The 24,421-nt window shown below is 69.4% G+C and carries 23 protein-coding genes; 11 read left to right on the top strand and 12 right to left on the bottom strand.

The genetic code is table 11. The features are described 5' to 3' along the window. Positions 1-129: 129 nt before the first annotated feature. A complete protein-coding gene (locus tag G6R31_RS05990; protein ID WP_017871130.1) occupies positions 130-891 on the top strand; it encodes a DUF4388 domain-containing protein in 762 nt (253 codons plus the stop codon). Between the two features lie 149 nt (positions 892-1,040). Then, positions 1,041-3,926: a GAF domain-containing protein gene (locus G6R31_RS05985; protein ID WP_017871129.1), complete on the top strand. Its 2,886-nt coding sequence runs from the start codon at positions 1,041-1,043 to the stop codon at positions 3,924-3,926. A gap of 173 nt (positions 3,927-4,099) precedes the next feature. On the opposite strand, the gene G6R31_RS05980 is transcribed toward G6R31_RS05985, so the two are convergent. After that, positions 4,100-5,206 carry a YkoP family protein gene (locus tag G6R31_RS05980; protein ID WP_017871128.1) on the bottom strand — a complete coding sequence of 369 codons (1,107 nt, stop codon included), beginning with the start codon at positions 5,204-5,206 and terminating at the stop codon, positions 4,100-4,102. A 509-nt stretch (positions 5,207-5,715) separates the two neighbouring features. On the opposite strand from G6R31_RS05980, the gene G6R31_RS05975 reads away from it, so the two are divergent. Then, positions 5,716-6,912: a glycosyltransferase family 4 protein gene (locus G6R31_RS05975; RefSeq protein ID WP_017871127.1), complete on the top strand. Its 1,197-nt coding sequence runs from the start codon at positions 5,716-5,718 to the stop codon at positions 6,910-6,912. Here the strand turns inward: G6R31_RS05975 and G6R31_RS05970 are convergent. After that, positions 6,836-7,546 carry a glycosyltransferase family 2 protein gene (locus G6R31_RS05970; RefSeq protein ID WP_017871126.1) on the bottom strand — a complete coding sequence of 237 codons (711 nt, stop codon included), beginning with the start codon at positions 7,544-7,546 and terminating at the stop codon, positions 6,836-6,838. The two genes, G6R31_RS05975 and G6R31_RS05970, sit on opposite strands and share 77 nt — an antisense overlap. An 80-nt stretch (positions 7,547-7,626) precedes the next feature. Here G6R31_RS05970 and G6R31_RS05965 point away from each other — a divergent pair, with 80 nt between their 5' ends. Continuing rightward, positions 7,627-8,907 (top strand): MFS transporter, encoded by a 1,281-nt coding sequence (locus G6R31_RS05965; protein WP_017871125.1) that lies wholly within the window; start codon positions 7,627-7,629, stop codon positions 8,905-8,907. Then, positions 8,904-9,641: a polysaccharide deacetylase family protein gene (locus G6R31_RS05960; RefSeq protein ID WP_017871124.1), complete on the top strand. Its 738-nt coding sequence runs from the start codon at positions 8,904-8,906 to the stop codon at positions 9,639-9,641. The genes G6R31_RS05965 and G6R31_RS05960 overlap by 4 nt, the downstream gene beginning before the upstream one ends. 153 nt (positions 9,642-9,794) lie before the next feature. Here the strand turns inward: G6R31_RS05960 and G6R31_RS05955 are convergent, their stop codons facing one another. After that, entirely contained in the window at positions 9,795-10,667 is an 873-nt protein-coding gene (locus G6R31_RS05955; protein ID WP_040384537.1) for a DMT family transporter, read from the bottom strand. Further along, the gene (locus G6R31_RS05950; RefSeq protein WP_017871122.1) at positions 10,664-11,410 is read right to left on the bottom strand and encodes a glucodextranase DOMON-like domain-containing protein; all 747 of its coding nucleotides are present in this window, start codon (positions 11,408-11,410) and stop codon (positions 10,664-10,666) included. The genes G6R31_RS05955 and G6R31_RS05950 overlap by 4 nt, the downstream gene beginning before the upstream one ends. 115 nt (positions 11,411-11,525) lie before the next feature. Here G6R31_RS05950 and G6R31_RS05945 point away from each other — a divergent pair, with 115 nt between their 5' ends. After that, positions 11,526-12,506: a hypothetical protein gene (locus G6R31_RS05945; protein WP_017871121.1), complete on the top strand. Its 981-nt coding sequence runs from the start codon at positions 11,526-11,528 to the stop codon at positions 12,504-12,506. 89 nt (positions 12,507-12,595) lie between these two features. Here the strand turns inward: G6R31_RS05945 and G6R31_RS05940 are convergent, their stop codons facing one another. From G6R31_RS05940 to G6R31_RS05930, 3 genes are all read right to left on the bottom strand, one after another. Next, entirely contained in the window at positions 12,596-13,627 is a 1,032-nt protein-coding gene (locus G6R31_RS05940; protein ID WP_017871120.1) for a DUF1990 family protein, read from the bottom strand. Positions 13,628-13,692: 65 nt separating this feature from the next. Next, positions 13,693-14,874 carry a homocitrate synthase gene (gene lysS, locus G6R31_RS05935; RefSeq protein WP_017871119.1) on the bottom strand — a complete coding sequence of 394 codons (1,182 nt, stop codon included), beginning with the start codon at positions 14,872-14,874 and terminating at the stop codon, positions 13,693-13,695. A gap of 86 nt (positions 14,875-14,960) precedes the next feature. Continuing rightward, positions 14,961-15,440: a MaoC family dehydratase gene (locus G6R31_RS05930; RefSeq protein WP_017871118.1), complete on the bottom strand. Its 480-nt coding sequence runs from the start codon at positions 15,438-15,440 to the stop codon at positions 14,961-14,963. A 203-nt stretch (positions 15,441-15,643) separates the two neighbouring features. Between G6R31_RS05930 and G6R31_RS05920 the strand changes: the two genes are divergently transcribed. Further along, positions 15,644-16,610 (top strand): IS630 family transposase gene (locus G6R31_RS05920; RefSeq protein WP_404826292.1). Its coding sequence is split into 2 segments (ribosomal slippage): positions 15,644-15,994 and positions 15,996-16,610, totalling 966 coding nucleotides; the frame shifts between segments, so codons are not numbered across the junction. Here G6R31_RS05920 and G6R31_RS05915 read toward each other — a convergent pair. Further along, complete coding sequence (locus G6R31_RS05915; protein WP_025567873.1) at positions 16,607-17,461, bottom strand: HpcH/HpaI aldolase/citrate lyase family protein; 855 nt, start codon at positions 17,459-17,461, stop codon at positions 16,607-16,609. The genes G6R31_RS05920 and G6R31_RS05915 overlap by 4 nt on opposite strands. Positions 17,462-17,539: 78 nt before the next feature. Continuing rightward, positions 17,540-18,259: an SDR family oxidoreductase gene (locus G6R31_RS05910; protein WP_017869905.1), complete on the bottom strand. Its 720-nt coding sequence runs from the start codon at positions 18,257-18,259 to the stop codon at positions 17,540-17,542. A 110-nt stretch (positions 18,260-18,369) separates the two neighbouring features. Between G6R31_RS05910 and G6R31_RS05905 the strand changes: the two genes are divergently transcribed. The 3 genes from G6R31_RS05905 (at position 18,370) to holA (ending at position 20,848) form a co-directional block, all read left to right on the top strand. After that, complete coding sequence (locus G6R31_RS05905; protein WP_017869904.1) at positions 18,370-18,927, top strand: hypothetical protein; 558 nt, start codon at positions 18,370-18,372, stop codon at positions 18,925-18,927. Positions 18,928-19,090: 163 nt separating this feature from the next. Then, positions 19,091-19,942 carry a serine/threonine-protein kinase gene (locus G6R31_RS05900; protein ID WP_017869903.1) on the top strand — a complete coding sequence of 284 codons (852 nt, stop codon included), beginning with the start codon at positions 19,091-19,093 and terminating at the stop codon, positions 19,940-19,942. Between the two features lie 3 nt (positions 19,943-19,945). Further along, positions 19,946-20,848: a DNA polymerase III subunit delta gene (gene holA, locus G6R31_RS05895; protein ID WP_017869902.1), complete on the top strand. Its 903-nt coding sequence runs from the start codon at positions 19,946-19,948 to the stop codon at positions 20,846-20,848. Positions 20,849-20,929: 81 nt separating this feature from the next. Here the strand turns inward: holA and G6R31_RS05890 are convergent, their stop codons facing one another. The 3 genes from G6R31_RS05890 to G6R31_RS05880 all read right to left on the bottom strand — a co-directional run bounded on the left by G6R31_RS05890 (position 20,930) and on the right by G6R31_RS05880 (position 23,081). Next, positions 20,930-21,397, bottom strand: coding sequence for a YbjN domain-containing protein (locus G6R31_RS05890; RefSeq protein ID WP_017869901.1), 468 nt, complete (start codon positions 21,395-21,397; stop codon positions 20,930-20,932). Positions 21,398-21,522: 125 nt separating this feature from the next. Further along, entirely contained in the window at positions 21,523-22,035 is a 513-nt protein-coding gene (locus G6R31_RS05885; protein WP_017869900.1) for a septal ring lytic transglycosylase RlpA family protein, read from the bottom strand. Next, positions 22,032-23,081 (bottom strand): M24 family metallopeptidase, encoded by a 1,050-nt coding sequence (locus G6R31_RS05880; protein ID WP_017869899.1) that lies wholly within the window; start codon positions 23,079-23,081, stop codon positions 22,032-22,034. The genes G6R31_RS05885 and G6R31_RS05880 overlap by 4 nt, the downstream gene beginning before the upstream one ends. A 177-nt stretch (positions 23,082-23,258) precedes the next feature. On the opposite strand from G6R31_RS05880, the gene sucC reads away from it, so the two are divergent. Beyond that, entirely contained in the window at positions 23,259-24,419 is a 1,161-nt protein-coding gene (gene sucC, locus G6R31_RS05875; protein WP_025567870.1) for an ADP-forming succinate--CoA ligase subunit beta, read from the top strand. The last annotated feature ends 2 nt before the right edge of the window (positions 24,420-24,421 follow it).

Below are 24,421 nucleotides of genomic sequence, written 5' to 3'. Positions count from 1 at the left end.
CCCCGGACAGGGGCCAGAACAGGCGGGGGCTCCGCCCGCTTCCCGGTGTCCTCGCCTCACGGCTCTGTCTCTGTCGCCCTCTGCTCCGCTGCTCTCTGGTGACTGGTCTGTAAACTCCTGCCCTTTAAGATGGGTGCCGTGAGCCTCGTCCACCCCGATTCGCCCCTGCGAGGAGACCTCCACGACCTGCCACTGCCTGGCCTGCTGGACCTGCTGCATGACACCCGCCAGACCGGGGTGCTGCGGGTCGAGGCGGCGGTAAACGGTCGGCCGCTGCCGTTTCAGGTGTCGCTGGTGCGCGGCGAGGTGACGGGGGGCGCCGTCGTCGACTGGTCGGGCATGGACGCGCTGATGAGCTGCCCGCCGGAACCGCAGCGGGGAAGGTTCGAATTCGTGGTGCGGCCCCAGGGCGGAACACCTCCGCTGCCCTACGCGCAGTTCGTGGCCGAATGGGCGCGGATCAGCGACGAGTGGCGCCGCATCTGCGCCGTGATCGGCAGTCCCAGCCGTCGCTGGCAGGCAGCGCTGCCGGGCTTCGAGCACCCGGAGGGACGCAGCGTCCGCGCCGCGTTGCCCCAGAGCGGCCAGACACTGCCCAGCCTTGCGGGGGCGCTGGCTCAGGCGGTCCTGGGCGGGCAGGCCAGGCCCATCGGACGTTTTGCCTGGTTCGGGCTGCGGCTGGACAGGGCCGCCCCGCACCTGACCGGGCACCCCGTGGCCCGGTGGATCGACGGGCAGCGTGACCTCGGGGCGCTGGCCGACCTCACGACCACCGGCGCGGCGCGGGCCTACCTGCTGGCCGAACTCGAAGCGGGACTGCGGTTTCCAGGCTGCGGCTGGGTCTGGCGTGACCTGCTGTGGGAAACGGAAACTCTGGACGAGCCGGGTTGAGGTGGAGGTGGCTGTGCGGCTGGTGACGCTGTGTCCCGCTTGGGCGCTCCTCCTGAACTTCTGACCAGCGCGAAGAATGGAGTGATGCGGGGTGACGTTCCGCGCATCACGTAATTCGGAGAACTGCTCTAGACTCGGCCCTGGTCCTTATGGTCGCCCTGCCCCCTGCCCTTGCCCAGGCGAGCACCGTGCCCGCGTTCGGGACGCTGCTGGCCGCCTACGCCTGTGAGCAGACCGGCGCCCACGGCGCGCGGGTGTGGGCCGCGTCTGCGGGCGAACTGCACGAGGTCGCCTGTGAGGGCCGGGGCCTGGCCCTGAGTGACGGCAGTCTGGCGCGGCGGGCGCTCGACGGGGGCAGTGTGCAGGCGGCGGGCATGCTCAGCGCCCTGCCGTTCGGCTGCGGGGTGCTGGAACTGGTGGGGGCGAGCGAGGAAGGGCAGACGCAGCTTCTGGGCCTCGCGCCGCTGCTGGCGCTGGCGCTGGAAGGGGTGCAGGCGCGGGAAGCGCGGCGGGGGCGGGGCCGGATTGCCGAGACGGTGGAGAGTCTGGTGCGGCGGCTGGCGGGCAGCCTCGACCTCGGGGTGGTGCTGCGCGGAACGGCGGAAACGGCGGCGCAGGCCCTGGGCTTTGGCCGCGCCTTCGTGGGGCTGTTCAGCGAGTACGGCGAAGGCCGGGCGCGCACGGGCGAAGTCTTTACCTTCGGCTTCGACGGGCCGTTTACCGGCGGCATCGGCGTGGGGCCGGTCACCTTCGAGAAGCTGGTGCGGCGGGGCGAAACCATCCGGTTCGAGCGGGCGCGGGACGAACATACCCCGCTGGCCCGCAGCCTGAGCGAACTCAGCCCCGAGGCCGCCGTGATCGCCCCGCTGAGTGCGCGGGGGCGCCCGCTGGGGCTGCTGTACGTGGACAGCCGCACGCCCGGCGCGGCGGCCAGCGACGACGACGCGAGGCTCGTGCTGGCGCTGGCCGAGCAGGCGAGTCTGGCCATCGACAATGCGCGGCTCTACGCCATCGAAACCCGCAAGCGCGAGGCCGCCGAGGCGCTGCGCGAGGCGGGAGCGGTCCTGGCGGGCAGCCTGCACCTGTCCGACACCCTGCCGCGCGTGCTGGAAGGAGCGCAGGCCCTGTTTCAGGCCGACGCCGCCGCCGTGTACGAGCAGCAGGCCGATGGCCGGACCCTGAACATCACCTCGGCGCTGGGGCTGAGCAGCGAGTACGTGCTGCGGGTGCGGGCCAAGTTCGGGGCGGGCGTGACCGGGCAGGCCGCCGCCCGGCGCGAGGCCGTGGTCGCCCGTGACCTCCCGCGTGAGGGCTGGGGCGGAGGCAGCCGCTACACGCGCGGCCTGCTCGCGCGGGGCGAGTACCCCTACCGGGGCGTGCTGGGGCTGCCGCTGCTCACCCGGGGCGGGCTGTTCGGAGTGCTGACCCTGTACTGGAAAGCCGAATTGCCGCTCGACAGCGACGAACTCGCGCTCGCCAGCGTGTTCGCCGCGCAGGCGAGTCTGGCCATCGAAAACGCCCGGCTGTACGAAGAAGAGCTGCGCCGTGAGCGCGAAGCCGCCGTGCTGCTGGGGGTGGGGCAACTGCTCAGCGAGGACCGGAGCGACCCCGAGCGCCGGCAACAGGCGCTGGCCGAAGCGGTGCGGCTTTGCGCCCTCGCGCTGGGCGCCGGGCGCGGCCTGCTGGTGCTGAACGGCGAGGACGGGGGGCTGCGCTGCGCGGCCTACAACCTGCACCCCCCGTCGCCCGAGGAACTCGCGCACCTCGCCGGGCAACTGGGCCGGGGGCCGCGCCCGCTGACGCGCCGGGTCTGCCTGCCCACCGCCGGAAGCGCCCTGATCGTGCCCCTGGTCGGCGGCGAGGACGGCAGCGAGGTGCTGGGCTTTCTCTACGCCGATGACCCGGATACGGTTCCGCCCGGGGACCGGGTGCTGGGCCTGGCCCGCTCGGTGGCCGACCAACTCGCCCTGACACTGACCCGCGAGCGGCTGCTCACGGCGCTGCGGCGCGAGGAAGCCCGTTACCGGCAGCTGGCCGAGGGCGCCCACGACCTGATTCTGAGTGCGGACGCGGCGGGACAGGTCACCTACGCCAACCCCGCCGCCTGCCGCCTGCTCGAACCGCTGACCGGCCCGCTGACCGGAGCGCCGCTGCTCTCGTTGCCCACGCCGGACACCCGTGAGACGCTGCGCCTGGCCTGGGACATGGCGCTGGCCCATCCCGCCGGGGGCCGCGCCGAGATCACGGTGGCGGGGTTTCGACTCGAAGTGCGCCTGAGCGCGGTGCAGGCAAACGGTGCGGGCGGCGTGCTGCTGGTCGCCCGTGACCTCTCCGAATTGCAGACGCTGGCCGACGAGATCGCCCGGCGCGGGCAGGCGCTGGAAGCCGCCACCAGCCGCCAGAGCGAACTGCGCAGTTACCTCGCCCTGTTTACCCAGGCGCAGGAGGAGGAGCGGCGGCGCATCAGCCGCGAGCTGCACGACGACACCGCGCAGGTGCTGATCGCCACCACCCGCCGGGTCACCCGACTGGCGCGTGAGCTGAGTGGCCCGCAGCGTGAGCGGGCCGACGACATCCGCGCCGACCTCGACACTGCCATCGAGAGCGTGCGGCGCTTTGCCCGCAACCTGCGGCCCTCGGTGCTCGACGACCTGGGGCTGCTTCCGGCGCTGGAATGGCTGGCGTCGCAGGCGCAAACTGCTGCCCGGCTGGAGGTCAGCGGCCCCGAGCGCCGATTGTCGCCCGCCGCTGAGCTGACCGTGTTCCGGCTGGCCCAGGAAGCCCTGAGCAACGTGGACAAGCACGCCCAGGCCGCCAGCGCCGCGCTGCGCATCACCTTCGGGGAGAGCGCCGTGCGCCTGAGTGTCAGCGACGACGGCCAGGGCTTTACCCCGGACCAGGCCGAGGCCCGCGCCCAGGCCGGGCACCTGGGGCTGCTGGGCCTGCGCGAACGGGTGGCGCTGGCCGGCGGGCAACTCACGGTGGACAGCGCCCCCGGACGGGGAACGACCCTGGTGTTCGAGCTGCCGGGCTGAGGCTCATACGGATTCCGATTGAATCTGGTCGTTTCAGATTCAATCCGACTTGCAAAGCTGCGCAGCAGAGCGGATGCGAGTAGGAAAAAATACGGATTCCGCGATATGGATGCACAGGCGGCGCCTTCCCAACTGTATAGGCCCGACTGTGCAGGAATTAAGCGGAATCCGTATCAGTCCCCTGGCCCTGTCCCGCTCTCTGTTCCCGCCCCGCCGTGCCGGGCCAGAAACGCCTCGCGGGTCATCCAGGCCATTTTGGGCAGGCCCTCGCTGGGCGGGCGGGCGGTGCCGTAGGCCAGCCGCAGCAGCCGGAAGCCCAGGCCGTACCAGTGGGCCTGAAGGGGCGGCAACTCGGCCACGGTAAAGCCCGCCTTTTCCAGCGGCCCGAACAAGAGTGTCACGCCGAAGACGACCTGGGCCCGGGCCAGTTCGGGGCGGGTTTGCAGGGCGCGGGCCACGTCGCCCCAGCTGCGGGTGTGGGCGCGGTAGGCGGTCAGTGGGCTGCGGGCGGCGAGGCCCACCACCCGGGGCGAGTGCAGGTGCAGCTCGGCGGTGGGGGTGCGGGGCGGAAAAGGCAGCGGCGGCGGCGCGTGGTCCAGGGGCGCAATCCGCATCACCCCGTCGGCCCGCTGCGTCAGGTCGATGAGGTGGCTCTGGGCGCTGAAACGGTCCTCGACCAGCCGCATGTAGACGTGCTGTGCGAGGTCAGCGGGGGTCGCCGTCCGCAGCCCCGGCAACTCGCGCACCGGCACCGGGCGGTAGCCCCGCGCCCGCCAGTCGTCCAGCCGAACCCGAAGGTCGGCGGGGGAGACTTCGGCGGTGCCGCCGGGTTCGGGCGCAGGCAGCGCGGGGGGCAGGGGGTGGATGTCCCAGGCCGCCAGGGTGCGCAGGGCCGCCCCGTTTCGCTCGCTGGGCCGCAGCCGCCACGCCGTGACCTGTTGCCCGGCGACGGTCTGCAACAGGGCCAGTTCGCCCGCTCCCCTGGTCAGGCCGTCGCCCGCAATTTCGTGTCCGGCACGGGTGGCGGCCCGCAGGAGGTCGGGTGCGGTGCGTGCCAGGGCGGGCGGGCAAAGCAGGGTGACGTGGGCGCCGGTGCCGGTCAACCGCTCCAGAGCCAGCCCCAGCTCGGCGGGGGTGGGGACCGGCACCGTGACGCCCAGCGCCGGATATCCGGGGTGCCCGCCGCGCAGCGCTCCGAAGGCCCCGGCCCGCAGCAGGGGCGACCACAGAGCGCGGGTCCATGGCCCGTGCAGAAGGGGGGGGCAGGCAAAACGGCTCACGGCTCCGACTCTAAAGCATTTGACAAAAAGGACGGCACGGCTTTCTGGCGAGCGAAGCGAGTGCAAAACACTGAGCAGGACGGAAAATGGAGGCGTCTGGGGTGCCCTTCCACGGACGCCGTAAAAGACAAGGGGCATCCTTTTTCAAAGCGGTACGGGGGCTTTTGACCGGGTAATACGGATTCCGCTTAATTCCTGCACAGGCGGGAAAGCGCCGCCTGTGCATCCATATCGCGTAACCCGTATTTTTTCCTACTCGCATCCGCTCTGCTGCGCAGCTTTGCAAGTCGGATTGAATCTGAAACTACCAGATTCAATCGGAATTCGTATAAGCGGGGACGGCGCAGGCAGAGTGGGTCCCAAAGAGAGGGCAAGGCGGCCTGCGGTTTCTTCCGGAACTGGGGGGACTCGCGGCCTCCGGGTGTCCCGGCGTCGTCTCATGGTCTTTCGGCGTATGCTCCTGGGCAGATGCTTCAGGTTTCCTCCTTCCGGGTCCGGGGCAAGGCGTTATGAACCCTCTGAGAATCGGCCTGTTTACCGACACCTTCCTCCCCGACCAGAACGGCATCGTGACCAGCGTCTGCCTGCTGAGCGACGAGCTTCGCGCCCTGGGACACCGGGTGGACGTGGTCGCCCCGCAGTTTCCCGAGCATCTCGACCGCCGCGCCGACGTGCGCCGGGTGGCGAGTGTGCGTTATCCGCTGCTGCCGACCTACCGGCTGGCGTGGCCCACCCGCAAGTCCTTCGAGCAGCGCTACGACGTGGTCCACACCCACACGCCGCTGACTCTGGGCCTGGCCGGGGCGCGGCTGGCCCGCAAGTGGCGGGTGCCGCACGTGGCGACCTACCACACCCACCTGGAGGCCTACACCCACTACGTGCCGGGCATGACGCAGCTCAACCGCGCCGTGCATTTCATGCCCAGAGTCGTCGGGCGGCTCTACGGCGAGGCCGACGCCGTCATCACGCCGACGGCGGGCACCCTGGACACGCTGCGGCAGGCCGGAATCGAGGACGCGGTGGTGATTCCCACCAGCATCGACCCGGCGGTCCTGGAAGCTGCGCCGCCCATCGCCGACCCCTGGCCCTCCGGCACGCGCCGGCTGCTCACGGTGGGGCGGCTGGCCCGCGAAAAGCGCTTCGATCTGGTGCTCGACGCGCTCGCGCAGCTTCCCGGCGCCCACCTCGTGATGCTGGGAGAAGGCCCGGAACGTGCCCACCTCGAGGACCACGCCGAGCGGCTGGGGATCTCGGGGCGCGTCACCTTCGTGGGGGTGCGGCCCTGGACCGAAATCGGGGCGTACTACCGCCTCGCCGAGCTGTTCGTCTTCGCCTCGGACACCGAGACGCAGGGGCTGGTGCTGCAAGAAGCGCAGCTCATGGGTGTGCCGGTGGTCGCGGTGGGCGCCCGGGGCACCCTGACCGGCGTGCAGAGCGGCTACAGCGGCTATCTGGTGCCTCCCGGCGACGTGGCCGGGCTGGTGGGGCGGTCGCTGGAGCTGCTGAGCAGTCCCGCCGAGCACCAGCGTTTCTCCCGGCAGGCCCGCGAATTCGGGGGACGGACCACGCCCGCCGGGGTGGCGCGGCAGGTGCTGGCGGTGTACGCCCGCGTGCTGGGCCGGTCCGACCTTACTCTGCCGGGTCCTGGTCAGGGGGCGGCGGAGGAAGGCGATCATCCCCGAAATACCCCCGCGTATGGCCGGTGAGGTTGCGCAGATGCTGAACGAGAAAAGGTCCCACCCCCCGGTCCAGACGCCGGGCGCTCGTTTCCACCAGGGCACGCGGCACGTAACCGATGGCGCCGAGGCGGGCGAGGTTCTGGCCCAGAATCACGTCCTCATAGGCTTCGACCTCGGGGTAGCCCCCGGCCAGCAGCGCGGCCTGACGCGAGAACGCCATGTTGCCCCCCGCCAGGTTGGGGCGACCGATCACCCGGCAGACATGCAAAAAGGCGCTGTAGGCCAGTCCCGACGCCCGGCCCCAGGGTTCGTTCAACCCCCAGAACCGCATGGGGCCGTACAGGGCCACCCGCCCCGGCGCCCCCTGCGCGTAGGCCGCCAGCCAGTCGGGGCACGGGCAGGAGTCGGCGTCGGTGGTCGCCACCCAGGAGCTGCGGGCCGTTTCCAGGCCCAGTTGCCGGGCGCGGGCCACGCCCCCGACCGGGCAGGGAAGCACCTGCGCTCCCCAGGCCCGCGCAATCTCGGCGGTCTGATCACGGCTGGCGTTGTCCACCACCAGCACCTCATGGGGGGGCAGGGTCTGCTGTTCCAGGGCCTGAAGGGTTCTCGGCAGGTACGCCGCTTCGTTGCGGGCGGGAATGATGACCGAAAACTCTGGCACCCGGACAGGGTAGCAGGCCGCAAGGTGAGCGGCCTTACACAGCCTGACCCCGCCTGGCCCCGTGTGCGGGGAAAACAGTTATGACGGGCAGGGCCGCAGGGCTGCGTGGGCGCCTGCCCCTGCACCCCGGCACCCTGCGGCGGGTGCTCGCCGGGGTCTTGCTGCTTTCCTGCGCCGAGTTCGTGCGCAGCGGCCTGTACGCCGGGTATCTGCCGCAGGTGGTCGGTGACCTGCTGGGGCTGCCCAAAGCCGACGCGGTGGTGTTCAGCGGCTCGGCGTTTACCGCGCATTTCATCGCCGACACCGCCATGCGTGGCCCGGCGGGGGCGGCGCTGCTGCGCTTCGGGCTGCGTCCGGTGGTGCTGGCCGGCGCGGCGCTGAGTCTGCTCGGCCTGTTTCTGATGAGCGTGACCCACACCGGCTGGGTGCTGCTGCTCGCCGCCGCACTGCACGGCGCAGGCTTCAGTCCCCTGTGGCCCGCCGTGATGAGCCTGACCACCGCCTCGGCGCACTCCACCCACCAGGGCCGGGTGCTGACCACGGTGTCCATGAGCGTGATGCCGTTCATAGGCCTGAGCGTGCTGACCCTGGGCGCCCTGGCCGACGCCCCGCGCAGCGCCGTGTTCGGTCTGTGCCTGGGGCTGCTCGCCGCGTCGCTGGCCCTCGGCCTGCTGCTGCCCCAGCGCCTGCCGGCCGCGACCGCCGCGCCCGCCACCCCGCAAGGCAGGCGCCAGGGCGTCCGGGTGGCGGCGCAGGCGCTGGCCCCGCTGATTCCGGCGGCCTTCCTGCAAACCCTGACGATGGCGCTGCTGGGGCAACTGCTGTTCACGCTCTACAAGGACCTGGGGCTGACCTACTGGGGCATGGTGGCGCTGCTGGGGCTGGGCGGGGCGGTGGCGTTCGGCTCCATGCCCCAGACCGGCAAGCTGGCCGACCTGGGCCGCGCCCGCCTCGCCGTCACCCTGGGTTTTGCGTGTCTGGCCGTGGCGCTGGGCGGCATCGCGCTGCGGCCTGCGGTCTGGGCGCTGTATCCGCTCGCGGCGCTGCTGGGGCTGGGCTACGCCTTCATCGCGCCGGGCTGGGCGGCCCTGGTCGCGCAGCGCCTGCCCGAAGCGCAGCGCCCCGCCGCCTGGGGCACCCTGATGACGGTGGAAAACCTCGGCACCTCGCTGGGGCCACTGCTCGGCGCCTTCGCCTACCGCACGCTGGGGGTGCCCGGCCCTTTCGTGACGGGCGCGGCGCTGTCGCTGCTCGCTGCTCTGGGTTACGTGGTGTTCCGGCGCCTGCTCGACACGCCGGTGGGGGACCCGGCGAACACTGAAGCGGCGCCCGCCTTACCCCCCGGCGCTCCCCGGCCATGAGGGGCCGCCCCGAACTCGGCGTGTTCGGACTCGGCGTGTTCGGGCTGGGCCTGCTCGCGGCAGGTCTGGTCGCGGCGGCCCTGGCCGACCTGCTGGGCCGCGCGGCGGGCTTCGGGGCGCTGGGGGCGGGCAACGCCCCTGACCGGGTGGCCCTCACCTTCGACGACGGGCCTTCGCCGCGCACGCCGGAGTTGCGGGCGGTGCTGGAGCGGCACGGGGCGCAGGCGACCTTCTTCGTTCTGGAAGCGCACTGCCGCGCTTTTCCCGCCGAGGTCCAGGCCCTGCGCGACGCCGGGCACCAGCTCGAGTCGCACGGCAGGTGGCACCGGCACGCGCTGCTGCTGCCGGGGCAGGAGTGGGCGCAGGTGCGCTGGCATCCCGACGGGCCGGACAGGAACGGCGGACTCTACCGCCCCCCCTACGGCGGCCACAGTCCGCTGACCCGGCTGCTGGCCCGGCTCGCCGGACGCGAGATTGCTCTGTGGGACACCGAGAGCCGTGACTGGACAGCCGCGCCCGCTGCCGACCTCGCCGCGCAGACGCTGGCGCGGGTGCGCCCCGGCAGCGTGGTGCTGCTCCACGACGGCCCGGCGGTCACGCCCGAGCTGCTCGACCTGCTGCTGCGCGGCCTGCACGGGCGCGGTTTGCGGCCGGTGCGCCTGGGCGACCTGCCTCCGCAGCGCATCGGCTGGCGGGCGGGGCTGCGGCGGCTGCGGCAGAGCTACGGCGGGTAGAGCATTTGACAAAAGGATGGCACGGGTTTTTGCGAGCGAAGCGAGGGCAAAACATTGAGCAGGACGGAAACTGGAGGCGTCTGGGGTGCCCTTCCATAGATGCCGTCATTTGGAGAACTGCTCTAGCGTTCCCGTCATTCCCGGAGAACGGCTTCAGGACTCGCCGCCCAGGCTGAGCAGCAGCGCCGCGCCGATGACCAGGGCCGCGCCCCCCAGGGCCAGGGGCGAGAGCCGCTCTCCGAACAGCAGGGCGGCCAGAAGAGCGGCCACCACCGGTTCCAGGCTGGCGATGACGCTGGCGCGGGTGGCGGGCAGGTGCCGCAGCCCGGCGCTGTAGGCGAGGTAGGCGAGGTAGGTACACAGCAGCGCCAGCCCCCACAGACTCAGCCACACACTGGGAGGTTTGGGCACGAAGTCCACCAGCGGAAGCAGCCCCAGAGCGCCGACCGGCAGCGCCACCGCGAACAGGGCGGCGGGCGAGTAGCGGCTGAAAAAGGCCTTGCCGTACAGGTAATACAGGCTGTAGGTCAAGCCTGCGAGAAGACCCCAGGCCAGCGCGACCGGACTGGCGGTCACGCCCTGCCCCCCGCCGAAACTGATCAGGCCGATGCCGACCAGCGTGCCGCCGACGGCCAGCAGTTCGCGCCCGCCCAGCCGCTCGCGCAAAAAGCCCCAGCCCAGCAGCGCCACGAACGCAGGGGCCGTGTAGAGCAGCACGCTCGCCAGACTGGCCCCACCGAACTTCACCGCGAGTTGGTAGGCGGCGTAGAACAGGCTGCCGCCGACCAGCCCGAAGGCCACCGTCACCGCCAGGTCGCGCCCCCGGGGCAGGCGGGCGCGGGTCAGCAGCGCGTGCAGCCCGAAAATTCCGCCAGCCAGCGTCGCCCGCCAGAAGGCGACTTCCAGCGGCCCCAGCCCCGCCGCCTGCGCCTGTTTGCCCAGGATACCGAGCAGCCCCCACAGCACGGCAGCGGCCAGAATCAGCAGTGGCGCGAGCGCGGGGCGCCCGACTGCGACCCGGCTCACCCTCTGTCCCGCGCCTGCCACGAACGCCACAGGCTCAGGCCGGTCAGCGTCAGGCCCAGGGCCCCCAGCCCGGCCAGCGTCGTCAGCCTCCAGTCGCGGGTCTGGCCCACGGCGCCCAGCACCCCTTCCGTGTAGGCGCGGCGGTCTGCCGGGTCGGCCAGAACGTCCACCGGCACCGGTCCCCGGTCGGCGTTGGCTTGCAGGCCGCTGGGGTTGACCGTCGCCGTCGGCACCAGATGACCGTCGCGGCTCAGGGGGGTGTACACGCTGCTCGTGACCCAGTAGGCGTGTCGTCCAAAGGGCAGCTCCGGCGCCTCGATAATCAGGTCGGTGCCTTCCATGCGGACCCGGGGAGGCGGCAAGCGGGTGAGCTGCTCGCCGCGCAGGTGCTCCAGGGAAGCGCCGGCGCCGCTGACCTGCACGTGGTACTGCCAGCCGCTTTCGCCCGCCGTGCGCAGGTTCAGCCCCGGCAGGCTCCGCTCGCCGCCCGCGTCGGTCTTGACGAAAATGTCGGTCACGCCCGCCGAAAAGCCGCTCGCCAGCTCCCAGGGGTTCTGGTGCCCGCCAAAGCCCACCGTGAAGCGGGTGCCACCTTCAAAGGGCCGCGCCTCGAAGGACCGCAGGTCGAGGGCCTCCGCCGACACGGCCGGGCGCTGCGGCAGCAGGTAACCCCCGTCCCCGTGCGCGTCTCCCGCCGGGTCAGCGAAGGTCAGGGCAGCAGCGAACAGCGTCAGCAGGGGCACGGCGGCGAGTATGCCAGATTCTGCCGATTCGGGCCGTGCTGCCGGAGGCTCAAGGAGGTCTGGCGGCGCTTTCCCGCAGTCCCGACGGCCACGCCGAATACCCTACACTGCCGCCATGCCCGCCCGGTCCCTGCTCCTGTTGCCCGACCTGGGCGACCTGCTGCGCACGCAGCCGCAGTACAACGCCGCCACGCTGGCCGAACTGCTGGCGGCGCTGGGCGAGCGCGAGGTCTGGTGGGCCAGCTCTCCCGACCCCGAGCACCCCCTGCGCGACGCCCTGCCCGCCGCCGGGGTCATCCTGCGCGAGTTGCCGTTGCCCGACTGGGGGTGGGCCGACGCCGAACACGAGCAGCTTGTGACGTTCCTGGAGCTTTACCCCCAGGGCCGCGAGCGCCTGCGGGCGGCTGCGCAGGCCGAGGCGGAGTTCGCCCGTCACCTGGGGGAGCCGCTGACCCCTGCCGACGTGCTGGGGGGCGATCTGTTCACGGCGGCCAGCGAGTACCGAGCCGCCACCGCCGCCGCTCTGGACGAGGGTCCCGGCACGCGCTGGCACGCCCGGCGGCTGGACGAGGTGGCCACGCTCGCCCGTGACCTTTCCGGCGTAATGCTTGCTCCGCTGGACGACCTGCCGGGCCTGCTCGAACGGCTGCCCGGCGCCGCGCTGCCCGGTCTGCCCGGCTTTGTCCCCGGCGAGGCGAGCCGCCTGCGGGCGCTGGCCGACCGTGCCTGGCACCTGCGCGACGAGGACGACCCTGCCGCCCTGCTCGCGGCCCTGGAACGCGAGGCGGGCGACCGGACGACGCCCCGAGCCGAACTCGACGCCGCCGCTGCCAACCTCTACTTCGCGGCAGGCGACCTGCCCGGTGCCCGCTTCTGGCTCGAACGCGCGGCCCACGCGCTGCCGCCCGAGCACCCGCGCTCGCTGGCGGGGCTGGTTCTGGCGCGGCTGGGGCAGGTGCGCGACGCCCTGGGAGAACGCGACCTCGCCCGGCGCACCTATCAGGCGGTGCTGGCGCTGGCGTTCGCTCCGGCGGTGGCCCGTGAAGCGGCGGCGGCGGGCCTGCAAACGCCTTTCGTGCTGGACCTGACTTCGTAGGAATAGGGTCAGTTGGAAAAATAGATTGGGCATCCAGCCTGGTTTCCGGGCGCCTTTCCAGCCTCTCCAAAGGTTGCTACGAAAGGTTGCTACACCTCGGCCAGGGCGCTCATGCCACGGGCGTAGCCCTGGACCGCGCTGCGCCGCGCACTGTTCAGGATGCTTCCCACCAGTCCGAAGCCGCGCAGGGCCACCTCGTGGTGGCTGCTGATCAGCAGGGTCACCCGGTCGTCGGGGTGGCGCTCGATAAGCAGCCGTTCCCAGAGGTGGTACACCTGCCCGCTCAGGCTGCCCAGGGTAAAGCCCCAGTCGTGTTCGCTTTCCAGCAGGGTCAGCACCCGGCAGCCCTGAAGCACCGTCACCAGCCCGGCCCGCTGCTCCAGCAGCACGTCGCGTCCCACCACGGGGGGGCCGTGGGTGTGGACCTTGACCCCTGCCTGACGGTGGGGCCGCCACGACCACAGTGCCGAGCGGGCGTTGAGAAAGGTGCTTTCGCCTTCGCCCAGCTCGATCATCATTCGCATGTGGGTCGAGGAACCGATGTCGGGCAGTTCGGGTTCGTGCCCGGCCAGTGCCCGCAGCGAGGCGTCCACCGTTTCCTGGTCGAGCGCGCCGAGGACGTAAGGCCGGGGTGCGGCGGGCGGGAGGTCTGCGGGGCCAGCCTCAGGGGAGGGCAGCGGTGCGGGCAGCGCGTCGTGCCGTCCCCGCTCGCTGGGAGGGCGCAGCGCCCAGTCGGCCCCTGGAGTCGCCATCGGCTCGGCGGGGGCCGGGTCGCTCCGGGACAGGCGGTAAGCGGGCAATTCGGGGGTTTCCAGCAGTTGCATCAGTTGCAGCTCGCCCAGACTGCTCAGCCCTGGCCCCCGCGCCCCACCCAGGCAGCGGCTTCCGTGCGAGCGCAGGCCCAGGCCGGGGTCGAGCAAAAGCTCCAGGGGCGAAGCGTCCGGCGCGGGGGCCGGGGGAAGGCGCCCTGGCAGCTCAGGCAGGGCGGGAACCGTCTGCCTGCCCTGCCCCGCCGCGCTTTCCGGGAAAAGAACACTCCGGCCCTGTTCCGACCCCAAGCGCCGCTCGGACTGTTTGAGGCCCGGGTCCAGAGGGTCGGGGGTGGGCGGAGCGTGGTTCACCCCAGGATTGTCTCATAGTGTGGCCGGGTGGGGGCCGACCGTCGGACAGGGGCGCCCAGGTCCGGTCAGGCGCTCACCCACTCGCGCAGCACCTGTTCCAGATGCGCGTCGTCGAGTTCGTTCTGTTCGGCCAGCGCCTTGATGTGGTCGGTCACGCGCCGCAGGGCGTCCTCGCCGTAATGCAGCCCGAGTTCACGGGCCTTGTAAGCGATCGCGTGCTTGCCCGTCACTTTGCTGCCCGCCTGAATGCGGCGGCCCACCCCGAACACGCCGGGCGGAATCGCTTCGTAGGCGCCGGGGTTGAGGTAAATGGCCTTGAGGTGCATGCCCGCTTTGTGGTTGTAGGCGAATTCGCCGGTCAGGTAGTTGTTCCAGGGCACCGGCAGGTCCACCATCCGGGCAATCATCCGGTCGAGTTCGGGCAGCAGTTCGAGGTGGTACTTGTCGATCAGGCCCTGCGGGTCGAAGGTGAACATGCGGGCGAGCAGCCCCCCGAGCGGCGTAATCCCGTTGCGTTCCCCGATGCCCAGAATGGTTGTGTCGATGTGCGTGGCCCCCGCCTCAACCGCTTCGTAGGCGTTGCTGACCGCGCAGCCGGTGTCGTTGTGGCCGTGAAACTCGATGCCGCACCCTTCGTGAATCACCTTGCGGACCTCGCGCACCAGCGTGTACACCTGCCGGGGGGTCGCCACGCCGACGGTATCGGCCAGGCCCACCCGGTCCACGCCCAGCCTGGACACCGCGGCGTACACCGCCATCAGGTCGGCTTCTTCCGAACGGAAGGTGTCTTCCGCCGAGAAGCGGATTTCGAGGTCGGGGTGGTGCGTCTTGATCCAGCCGATGACCTCGCTCGCCGTGTCGATGATCTGCTCGATGCTCTTGCCGTGCGAAAACTCGCGCAGGAAGGAACTGGTGCCGAACAGCAGGTCCAGCCCGTCTACGCCGGTATCCACCGCCCGCTGCACGTCGTCCATGTGGCAGCGCACGTGGGTCAGGAACTTGGCCTTCAGCCCCAGCCCGGTCAGCTTGCGGATGTCCTGCCGGGTCCGCTCGCTCACCATCGGGGTGGTCACTTCGATGTACTCGGCCCCGAACGCGTCGAGCGCCCGGGCGATTTCCACCTTGTCGTCCGTGCCGAAATTGCCGCGTGCGAACTGCTCCCCCTCGCGCAGGGTCGAGTCGATGATGGCCCAGGAACGGGCAGGAATCAGAGGGGGCGGGGCATCGGTCATAAAAATCCCGGCCATTGTGCGCTCCCTCCTGCTAAATGTCAACAATTTCCGGGCTTTTATTTTCAAATGATAAGTCAGATGTCTATGTCGCCTCCTGCTGTTTACTCCCCGGCGGGGCGCTTGTGAAACAGCATGGTGCGTTTGCACTGCGCCACCAGTTCGCCGCGCTGGTTGTAGGCGCGGTGCTCGGCGGTCACGAGGCCCTGCCCGGCGCGGCTTTTGCTCTCGCGGGCCTCGATGATTTCGGACTCGACCCGCAGGGTGTCGCCGTGAAACACGGGTTTCGGAAACGTCACGTCGGTCAGCCCCAGGTTGGCGACCAGCGTCCCCAGGCTGAGTTCGTGCACGCTGATGCCCACCATCAGGGAGAGGGTCATCATCGAGTTGAACAGCGGCCTGCCGAACTCGGTCTTGCTGGCGAAGTCGAAATCCAGGTGCAGCGGCTGCGGGTTCATGGTCAGCGTCGTGAACAGGATGTTGTCCGACTCGGTGACGGTGCGGGTGACGCGGTGCCGGATGACGGTCCCCACCGGCAACTCCTCGAAGTAGCGGCCAGCGGGACGGTTGAGGTCTTCGTTCATGGGGCCTCCTGAAAAGGAAAGGGTCAAAGGTCGTGACTCAAAGGTGGTGGCTTAGAGCATTTGACAAAAAGACGCAACGTCTTTTTGGCGAGCGGAGCGAGTGCAAAACACTGAGCAGGGCGGAGAATGGAGTGATGCGGGGTGCCGTTACGCGCATCACGTAATTCGGAGAACTGCTCTAGAGCATTTGACATAATCAAGACATGCGAAGAGTCGGGGGAGCAGGGTACGGGAACGATCTGCGGGAGCGCATTGTTGAGGCCAGGCATGCCGGGATGAGTACCCGTGAAGTGGCAGCGCGCTTTCAAGTTGGTGTGATCACGGTTCAGGAGTATCTCCGTAAAGAGAAGGCTGGGACACTCACTGAACGTATCCGTCCACCGGGCCGCCCCAGGAAGATGCAACCAGAACACGAAGAACAGCTCCTCAAGCAAGTTGAGGAGCGTCCAGACGACACTTTACAGGAGCATGCCGACAAGCTCTTTGAATGCACTGGTTTCAAAACGTCGTATCGCACCGTTGATCGCGTCTTCCGACGGCATGGGATCACCCATAAAAAAAACGCTGGTCGCCAGCGAGCGGAATGAGGAACTGCGAACGCAGTTCCAGGGCGATATTTCCGCTGTGCTTCCGACACCAGCAAAATTGGTTTTTTTGGACGAATGCGGCTTTAACACCGCGCTCACTCGTCTGTATGGCCGAGCGCCAAGTCATCAACGGGCAACAGGGCAGACTCCACGCAACTGGGGCAAAAATCAGACGCTGATTTGTGCACTCCAGGCGAGCGGTCCTTTTGCGCCGCTCGTTATTGAGGGTGCCGTAAACGGCACTATTTTCGAGTGGTACATCCGCGAAGTGTTGTGTCCAGCCCTGACCCCAGGGCAAGTGGTCGTGCTCGACAATCTCTCCGCGCATCATCGGGCCAGTGTGAAGCAACTGATTGAGGAGCGTGGGTGCACGCTCCTCTTCCTGCCGCCTTACAGCCCAGATTTCAATCCCATTGAGATGATGTTCTCCAAGCTCAAAGCCCTGATTCGTGCTGGCCAGTGGCGGGAAGTTCACCTTCTGATTGAGGCGATAGGTCTCGCCTTGTCTCAGGTGTCTCTCAAAGACATTTTTGGCTGGTTCACCCACGTATATCGCAGCATATCTTTCTGTCAAATGCTCTAAAGGTCGTGACTGAGCAGGGCGCGGGCCTTGGCGAGCATCGGTTCGTCCACCATCTGCCCCTCGAAGCTGAAGGCGCCGTGCCCGCGTGCAGCGGCCTCGGCGGCGGCGTCCAGCAGGCGGCGGGCGCGGGTCAGGTCGGCCTCGGTCGGGCCGAAACATTCGTGCGCCAGCGCCACCTGCGCGGGGTGAATGCACAGCTTGCCGCTGTAGCCCAGGGCGCGGCCCTGCTCGGCGTCGGCCCGGAAGGCATCAGGGTCGTTCAGCGCCGTCACCACGATGTCGAGCGCCGACACCCCGGTCAGCCGCGCGGCGAGCGCGACCTGCGAGCGGGCGTAGAGCACTTCCAGATTGCCCGGCGTGCGCTTGCCGCCGAGGTCGGTGGTGTAGTCCTCGGCCCCGAAGTAGGCCCAGGCGACCTCGGGCACCTCCATGATTTCACGGGCATTCCAGACCCCGGCTCCCGTTTCCAGGCCCGCCAGAATCGGCAGCGGCAGCCCGCGCTCTCTCAGGGTCTGCGCCACCTGCCGCGCCTGCGCCCCCGTTTCCAGCTTGGGCACCACCACGCCGCTCAGTTCGGGAGTCAGCACGCCGAGGTCGTCCGCGAAATACGGTGAATGCAGGGCGTTGACCCGCACGAACACGGCCAGGTGCGGCGCGGCGGCGATCAGGTCACGCGCCGCGTCGTGCGCCACCGGGCGGGCGGCGGCCTTCGCTTCAGGCGTACCGGGCACGGCGTCTTCGAGGTCGATCACCACCGCGTCCGGTGCGCTGCGCGGCAGCTTGGCAATGAGGTCGGCGCGGTTGCCCGGCGCGAACAGCACCGAGCGGAGCAGGGTCGGGGCGGCCTTCACGACCTGCCCCTTCACGACTTGCCCCGCTGCAAACGAACGTTTGTTGGCATGGCCTCAGGATAAGCCAGTCTCCCTGGCTCAGTACGCCACGTCCTGCACCACCGGATGCAGCAGAATCTCGTCGATCCGGACGTGTGCGGGGGCGCTCAGCGCGTACAGCACCGCCCCGGCCACGTCGCCGGGTCTGAGCCACGCGGCCTTGTAGTCCTCGCCCTGGCGCGTATCGCCGAAAAAGGTGTCCACCATGCCGGGGCGCACCTCGGTCACGCGCAGGCCGTAGGCGTGGCCCTCGTGGGCGAGCGCCTGCGTCACGGCCCGCTGCGCGTACTTGCTGGCGGTGTAGAGCGCTCCGGTGGCGAAGGTCCGCGCCGACACGTCGCTGGTGACGTTGACCACCTGCCCGCCGCCCCGGTTCCGGAAGTGCCCAATCAGGGCGCGGGTCGTGAGCAGGGTGCCCAGCACGTTGGTGTCCATCACGCGGCGGTAATCCTCGGGGGTGATTTCCTCGACTGGCCTGAAGGTGCCGACCCCGGCGTTGTTCACCAGGGCGTCGGCTCCGGCGGCGCGGCAACGGGCGGCGAAGGCGTCCACACTTGCTTCGTCGGTCACGTCGAGGGAGCAAAACTCGGCGCCCGGCACCTTTCCCCCGCCCACGTCCCGCGCTCCGCCGATGACCTGGGCGCCGTGTGCGGTCAGAAGCTGCGCGATGCTCAGGCCGATGCCCTTGCTGGCGCCCGTCACGGCGATGACGCGGCCCTGGAGGGCTGGCCCGGTCTGTCCTTTCAAATCGCTGGTCATGGTCGGCAGGATAGGGGCCGGGCGAGGCCTGACCGGCGAATGACCCGCCCTGCACACTCCTCATAGAAGCTTCATGGTGGCGTCTGGTGCAGCGGGTAGGGTAGGCGGCAATGACTCGTGCGTTCCCGATTTCCCTGCGTGCCCTTCGTGCCGGTGCTGTCCGTGCGGGTGCCCTGGGCCTGCTGCTCGTGGGCCTGGCCTCGGCAGCGCCGCTGAAGCTGAGTAACCTGCCGGTCACGGTCGAACCCAGCGCCAAGCTGCTGACCCTGACCCCGGCAGGCATCCGCAGCGCCTTTCCCTCGGCGGCGGGGCGGCCCGGAGCGGTGTTCATGACCGAGGACCGCAAGGTGAGCGTGGCGCTGGAGTGGCGCAGCGGCAAGCTGGCCCCGAACGAAGTCGAGAAGCTGGTGGCCCAGTTCCCCACCGTCATTCGCGCCCAGGTGCCGGGGGTCAAGGCGCTCAAGGCCAATCTGGTGCAGCTCGGTGGCAAGCCCTGGGCACAGTTCATCTTCACCACCCCCGGGCAGGGCGACGACCTGCGCCGCGAACTCCTGATGACGAGCGCGGGCGGACGCATCCTGGTGATGACCATCGCGGGCAACGTGCGCGACTACAGCCGCAACGAGACGCTGATTCGCAGCTTTGCCAGCAGCGTGCGCGTGAACTGATACGGATTTCGATTTCATCGTGCTGGCCGCCGCTGACAGAAGTGGAGGCGCACACCGCAGGAGCGTGGACGGGAAGGACCGGTCCACGCTCCTTCTTCAATAGAGCTTCAATTGGGAGACCGGTTCTCAAGCGGCACGGGCCTGCCGGGTAGAATGCTGAGCCGTGTTCAGCCTGCCTGCCCCTGTTCCGATTGCCGACCTGGAAGTCACGACCTACCGTTCGGGGGTCGAGGGCGGCCACGGCGTCTGGCAGGGGCAGCAGGTCTATGTCAAGACCCTCCTCAGCGACGACCCTGACCGGGTGGCGATGTTTCACCACGAAGGCGCTGTGGCGGCGCGGCTGGCGCATCCCCTGGTCACGCCGCTGCTCGCGCACACGTCCAGCCAGCTGGTTTTTCCGCTGCAGCGCGGGGGCACCCTCAGGGACCTCGTGCGCTGCGGGCCACTGGACGCCGACGCCGCCAGTCAGGTCACCTGGGGCGTGCTTCAGGCGGTGGCGCACCTGCATCGGCGGGGGGTCACGCACCACGACCTCAAACCGGAAAATGTCCTGCTGGTCGGCGGCGAGCCGCGCGTGGGCGCCGTACGCCTGATCGATTTCGGCATGAGCCACGCGGTAGACCTGCCCCTCGACATCCACTCGGGCACCCGCATGGGCACCCCGCAGTTCATGGCCCCCGAGCAGTTTCAGGGGGTGCGTGGGGACCCCCGCAGCGACCTGTACTCGGTGGGCGTGCTGCTGTTCGACTGTCTGGCCGGGCATCCCCCGTATGCCGACGCCCTGGGCTGGCTGGTCGGCATCAGCGAGGAGCGGGCGGCGGCGCCGGGACCCGCCGCGCTGCACCCTCTGATGCTGCGGGCGATTCAGCGTGACCGTGACCGCCGCCCGCAGAACGTGCAGCAGATGATCGCCGCTCTCGCGCTCGCCCGGCGGCAGTTGGATTTGCCTGAGCTGCCCGACTGTTCCGCAGCTCTGCCTCCTTGCTCCCCTTCGCCCGCCTCCGGAGACGCCTGACCCATGCCGATTCTCGCCCTGACCGGCAACCGCTTTCTGGCCGACGAAACCCTGCGTGACGTGCTGAGCGGGCGCGGCCTGAACGCCCGTGACCTGCCCCGCTTTTCCGGCGAGGACGTGAACGTGGACACGTTGGGACCGCACCTCGCCCCGAGTCTGTTTGGAGACGGAGGCGTCATCGTCGATTTCGAGGGCCTCAAGCCCGACAAGGCGCTGCTGGAGCTGCTCGCCTCGGCGCCGGTCACGGTGGCGATTCTCGACGAGGCGCCGCCCGCCACCCGGCTCAAGCTCTACGAGAAGTCGGGCGAAGTCGTCGCGTCGCCGGCCCCGAGCAAGCCCGGCGACGTGACCGGCTGGGTGGTCACGCGGGCCAAAAAGATGGGCCTGCGCCTGGAGCGCGACGCGGCGGGCTATCTGGCCGAGGTGTTCGGCGCCGACCTCGCGGGCATCGCCGGAGAGCTGAACAAGCTCGAGCTGCTCGGCGGGCCGCTCAGCCGGGAGCGGGTGCAGGGCGTGGTGGGCCGGGAGCCGCCCGGCGACTCGTTCGCCATGCTCGGCGCGGCGACGGCGGGCCGCCCCGGTGAGGCGGTGCTGCAACTGCGCCGCCTGCTCGCCTCGGGCGAGGACCCTTTTCGGCTGCTCGGCGCGGTGGTGTGGCAGTACAGCCTGATTGCCCGCACGGTGGGGCTGTTGCAGGAACAGGGCCGCGTGAGTGACACGGTGGCCGCGCAGCGCCTGGGCGTCAAGCCTTTTCCGGCGAAAAAAGCCCTGGACGTCGCCCGGCGGCTGAACGAGGCCCGGATTCGCGCTCACCTGGGGGCCATTCTCGACGCCGACCTCGCCATGAAGCGCGGCCTGGACCCGCAGGTGGCGCTGGAGCGGCTGCTGGTCAAACTGAGCGTGTAGCCGCACGTCAAAGAAAGTACGGCAAAGAAATAAAAAAGGGCGGACCCGCAGGCCCGTCCCGTTCTTGAGTGCGGCTCCGGCTTACGCCTGGGGCTGCTGAATCTGCATGCCGTCCTGGGGCACGAAGCCTTCGAGGGCGGCGTAGTCGTCCTGGAAGTGCATCAGCACGCCGCCGAACAGCGTGTCGAAGGTTTCCTGGGGCATTTCGGCCAGGGTGGGGTAAAAGCCCACGTATTCCAGCCAGACGTTGCCTTCCCCGTCGATGCTGCGGGCAAAGGCACGCTCGCGGTTGCGGTCGTTGAGCATCATGGCGACTTCATTGCGGCGGTCCATGTACTGCTTCTGGGTCACGCAGGTGATTTCCAGGCGGCTGGTGTTGTTGGGGCCGTCGTTGACCGACACCAGCACGGCGGCGTCGCCCATCTCGAAGCGCCAGCCCATGCGAATAAAGCGCTGGCCGCCGTTTTCTTCGATGTCGAGCTGAACTTCCTTTTCCTGCAGGTACTTGGCGAGGGTGTCGAGGGTGAGCAGTGCAGTGTCCATGGTCATGGGAATTTCCTCCTGGGGGATTGATAAGGCGGGCCAGTCAAGCTCAGGCCCGGTCGCTGGACCCGAACGATTCTAACACCTGCCTTCTCATCTTCGGGCCAGCCGGGCAGGTCTGCTGGGATATCTCAAGGCCGCGACAGAATTCTCAGCGTCACCGGGGCCACCCCTTCGCTCAGGATGCCCAGGCTGCGGGCCGCCGACGTGGACAGGTCGATGACGCGCCCGCCGCCGTTGAACGGCCCCCGGTCGTTGATTTTGACCGTCACGCTGCGGCCCGTGCGGGTGTGGGTCACCTGCACCCACGTCCCGAAGGGAAGGGTGAGGTGCGCGGCGGTCATCACCGTCTGGGCGTCACGCCGCCCGCCGTAGTAGACGGCGTAGCCGCGCTGATAGACCCCTGCCTGGGCCGGGGCCACCGGCTGGGCAGCGGTGGCCGCCCCAGCGGTCTGCAACTGCTGCCCCGGCGTGATGACGGTGGAATGCAGGCCGTTGAGCCGCATCAGGGCCTCCACAGTGGTGCCGTGCTGCCGGGCGATGGCGTAGAGCGTGTCGCCGCGCTGCACGGTATAGGCGCCCGCCTGGGTGAGCAGCGCCAGCGCCGCCGCCAACCCCCAGGCCGCGAGCGCCTGGCGCTTCACACGCTCTCCTTGGGCGAGTGGCTCAGCACCTCGTAGCCGCCCTCGGTCACCAGCACGAGGTCCTCGATTCGCACGCCCCCCACACCGGGCAGGTACGCGCCGGGTTCGATGGTGATGACCATGCCCGCTTCCAGCACGTCCTGGCTGGTGCCGCGCAGCCCCGGACCCTCGTGGACTTCCAGCCCGACCCCGTGCCCCAGCGAGTGCGCGAACGCTTCGCCCAGGCCGTGCCGGGTCAGGATGTCGCGGGCGAGCTTGTCGAGGTCCGAAGCCCTCACGCCGGGCCGGATGGCGGCGACGGCGGCTTCCTCGGCTTCCAGCACGGCGCCGTACACCCGCTTCATTTCGGCGCTGGGGGTGCCCACCGCGACGGTGCGGGTCATGTCGGAGTTGTACCCGTCGAGACGGGCGCCCATATCAATGGTCACGAGGTCGCCGTCCTCAATCACGCGCTCCGAGGCGTGGCCGTGCGGCTTGGCCCCGTTGGGACCGCTCGCCACGATGAGGTCGAAGGCGCTGCTGCCCCCCGCGCGGCGCAGGCGGGTTTCGATTTCCAGGGCGATGTCGAGTTCGCGCGCCCCCGCCCGAATCAGCGGGCGCACCTCGCCATACACCTGGTCGGCGAGCTTTTGCGCGGCGCGGATGGCCTCGACTTCTTCCGCCGTCTTGACCGCCCGCAGGCCGCCGAGCGTGCCCCGCAGCGGCACCAGGGTCGAGTCGGGCCACGCCGCTCGCAGGTCCTCGAGTTCGGCCACCGTCAGGCTCTCGGCCTCGAAGCCCACGCGCAGGCCGCGCACCGTGTTCGCCGCGTGTTCGTAGGTGGCGGGCGGACGGGCGATGTGCTGCGGCAACCCCGATTCCTCCTGGGCCTGCACGGTATAGCGCGCGTCGGTGTAGAGGGTGGCCCCGCCCGGCGTGACCAGCACCTTGCCGTCCTCGGCACTCGTGAAACCCGACAGCCAGCGCACGTTGGCCGGGGCACTGACCCACAGCGCGTCCACCCCGGCCCGCCCCAGCACGGAGCGCAACAAGTCGATTTTGCTCATGGGGGCGAGGGTAACACGCCCGCGTGAGGTGTCCGGCCAAGCCGCGTCTGTCCCCGTAGGGGAGACAGAGTCTGACGAGCGGCGTCAGAGGTCTATACTCGTTTATCGGGACAAATGAACATCTGCGGCCCCCCCCACACCCACCGGGGGGTCATTCCCACCACAGGAGGCAAGACCGTGAAACTCCACGAGTATCAGGGCAAGGAAGTGCTGCGCGAGTTCGGCGTGAACGTGCAGGAAGGCAAAGTCGCCACCACCCCCGAAGAAGTGCAGGCCATCTACAAGGAATACGGCCAGCCGGTCGTGGTCAAGGCACAGGTGCACGTCGGCGGACGCGGCAAGGCGGGCGGCGTGAAGTTCAGCGCCACCGAGGAAAAGGCGCTGGAAAACGCCAGGAACATCCTCGGCATGGACATCAAGGGCCTGACCGTCGAGAAGGTGCTGGTCACTAAGGCCGTGGACATCGACGCGGGCACCGAGTACTACGTCGGCATGATCGTGGACCGCAACGTCCAGAGCTACACCCTGATGGCCTCCGCCGAGGGCGGCATGGAAATCGAGGAAGTGGCCGCCGCCACCCCCGAAAAGATCATCAAGCACCGCGTGGATCCCGTTACCGGCCTGCGTCCCTACGAAGCGCGTGAAGTCGCCATCAAGGCGGGCTTCAAGGGCAACCTGAACAAGATCGCCGACATGATGGTCAAGATGAGCAAGGCCGCCTTCGAGCGTGACGCCGTGCTCGTCGAGATCAACCCCCTGTTCGTGGACGCTGACGGCAACCCCCTGGCGCTGGACACCAAGTTCGAGGTGGACGACAACGCCATGTACCGCCACAAGGACATCGCCCACTACCGCGAACTGTCCGCCGAGCACCCCCTCGAGGTGGAAGCCAGCGAGTACGGTTTCGCCTACGTCAAGCTCGACGACGGCAACGTGGGCGTGCTGGGCAACGGCGCGGGCATCGTGATGACCACCCTGGACGTGGTGAACCGCGCCGGGGCCAAGCCCGCCAACTTCCTCGACATCGGCGGCGGCGCCAAGGCCGACGTGGTGTACAACGCGGTCAAGCTGGTCAGCAAAGACCCCGACGTCAAGGCCATCTTCATCAACATCTTCGGTGGCATCACCCGCGCCGACGAGGTCGCCAAGGGCGTGATTCAGGCGCTGGACGAAGGCATCCTGACCAAGCCCGTGCGTATGCGCATCGCCGGAACCGCCGAGGACGAAGCCAAGGCGCTGCTCGCCGAGAAGAACAGCGACCTGATCAAGATGTACCCCACCATGTTCGAGGCTGCCGGTGAGGCCGCCAAGGAAGCGAACGCACTGGGAGGCAAATAAGC

The organism is Deinococcus wulumuqiensis R12 (genome assembly GCF_011067105.1).
Taxonomy (GTDB): Bacteria; Deinococcota; Deinococci; order Deinococcales; family Deinococcaceae; genus Deinococcus; species Deinococcus wulumuqiensis.
The sequence above is the reverse complement of the archived record's forward strand: the minus strand, read 5'-3'. Positions and strand labels throughout refer to the sequence as shown.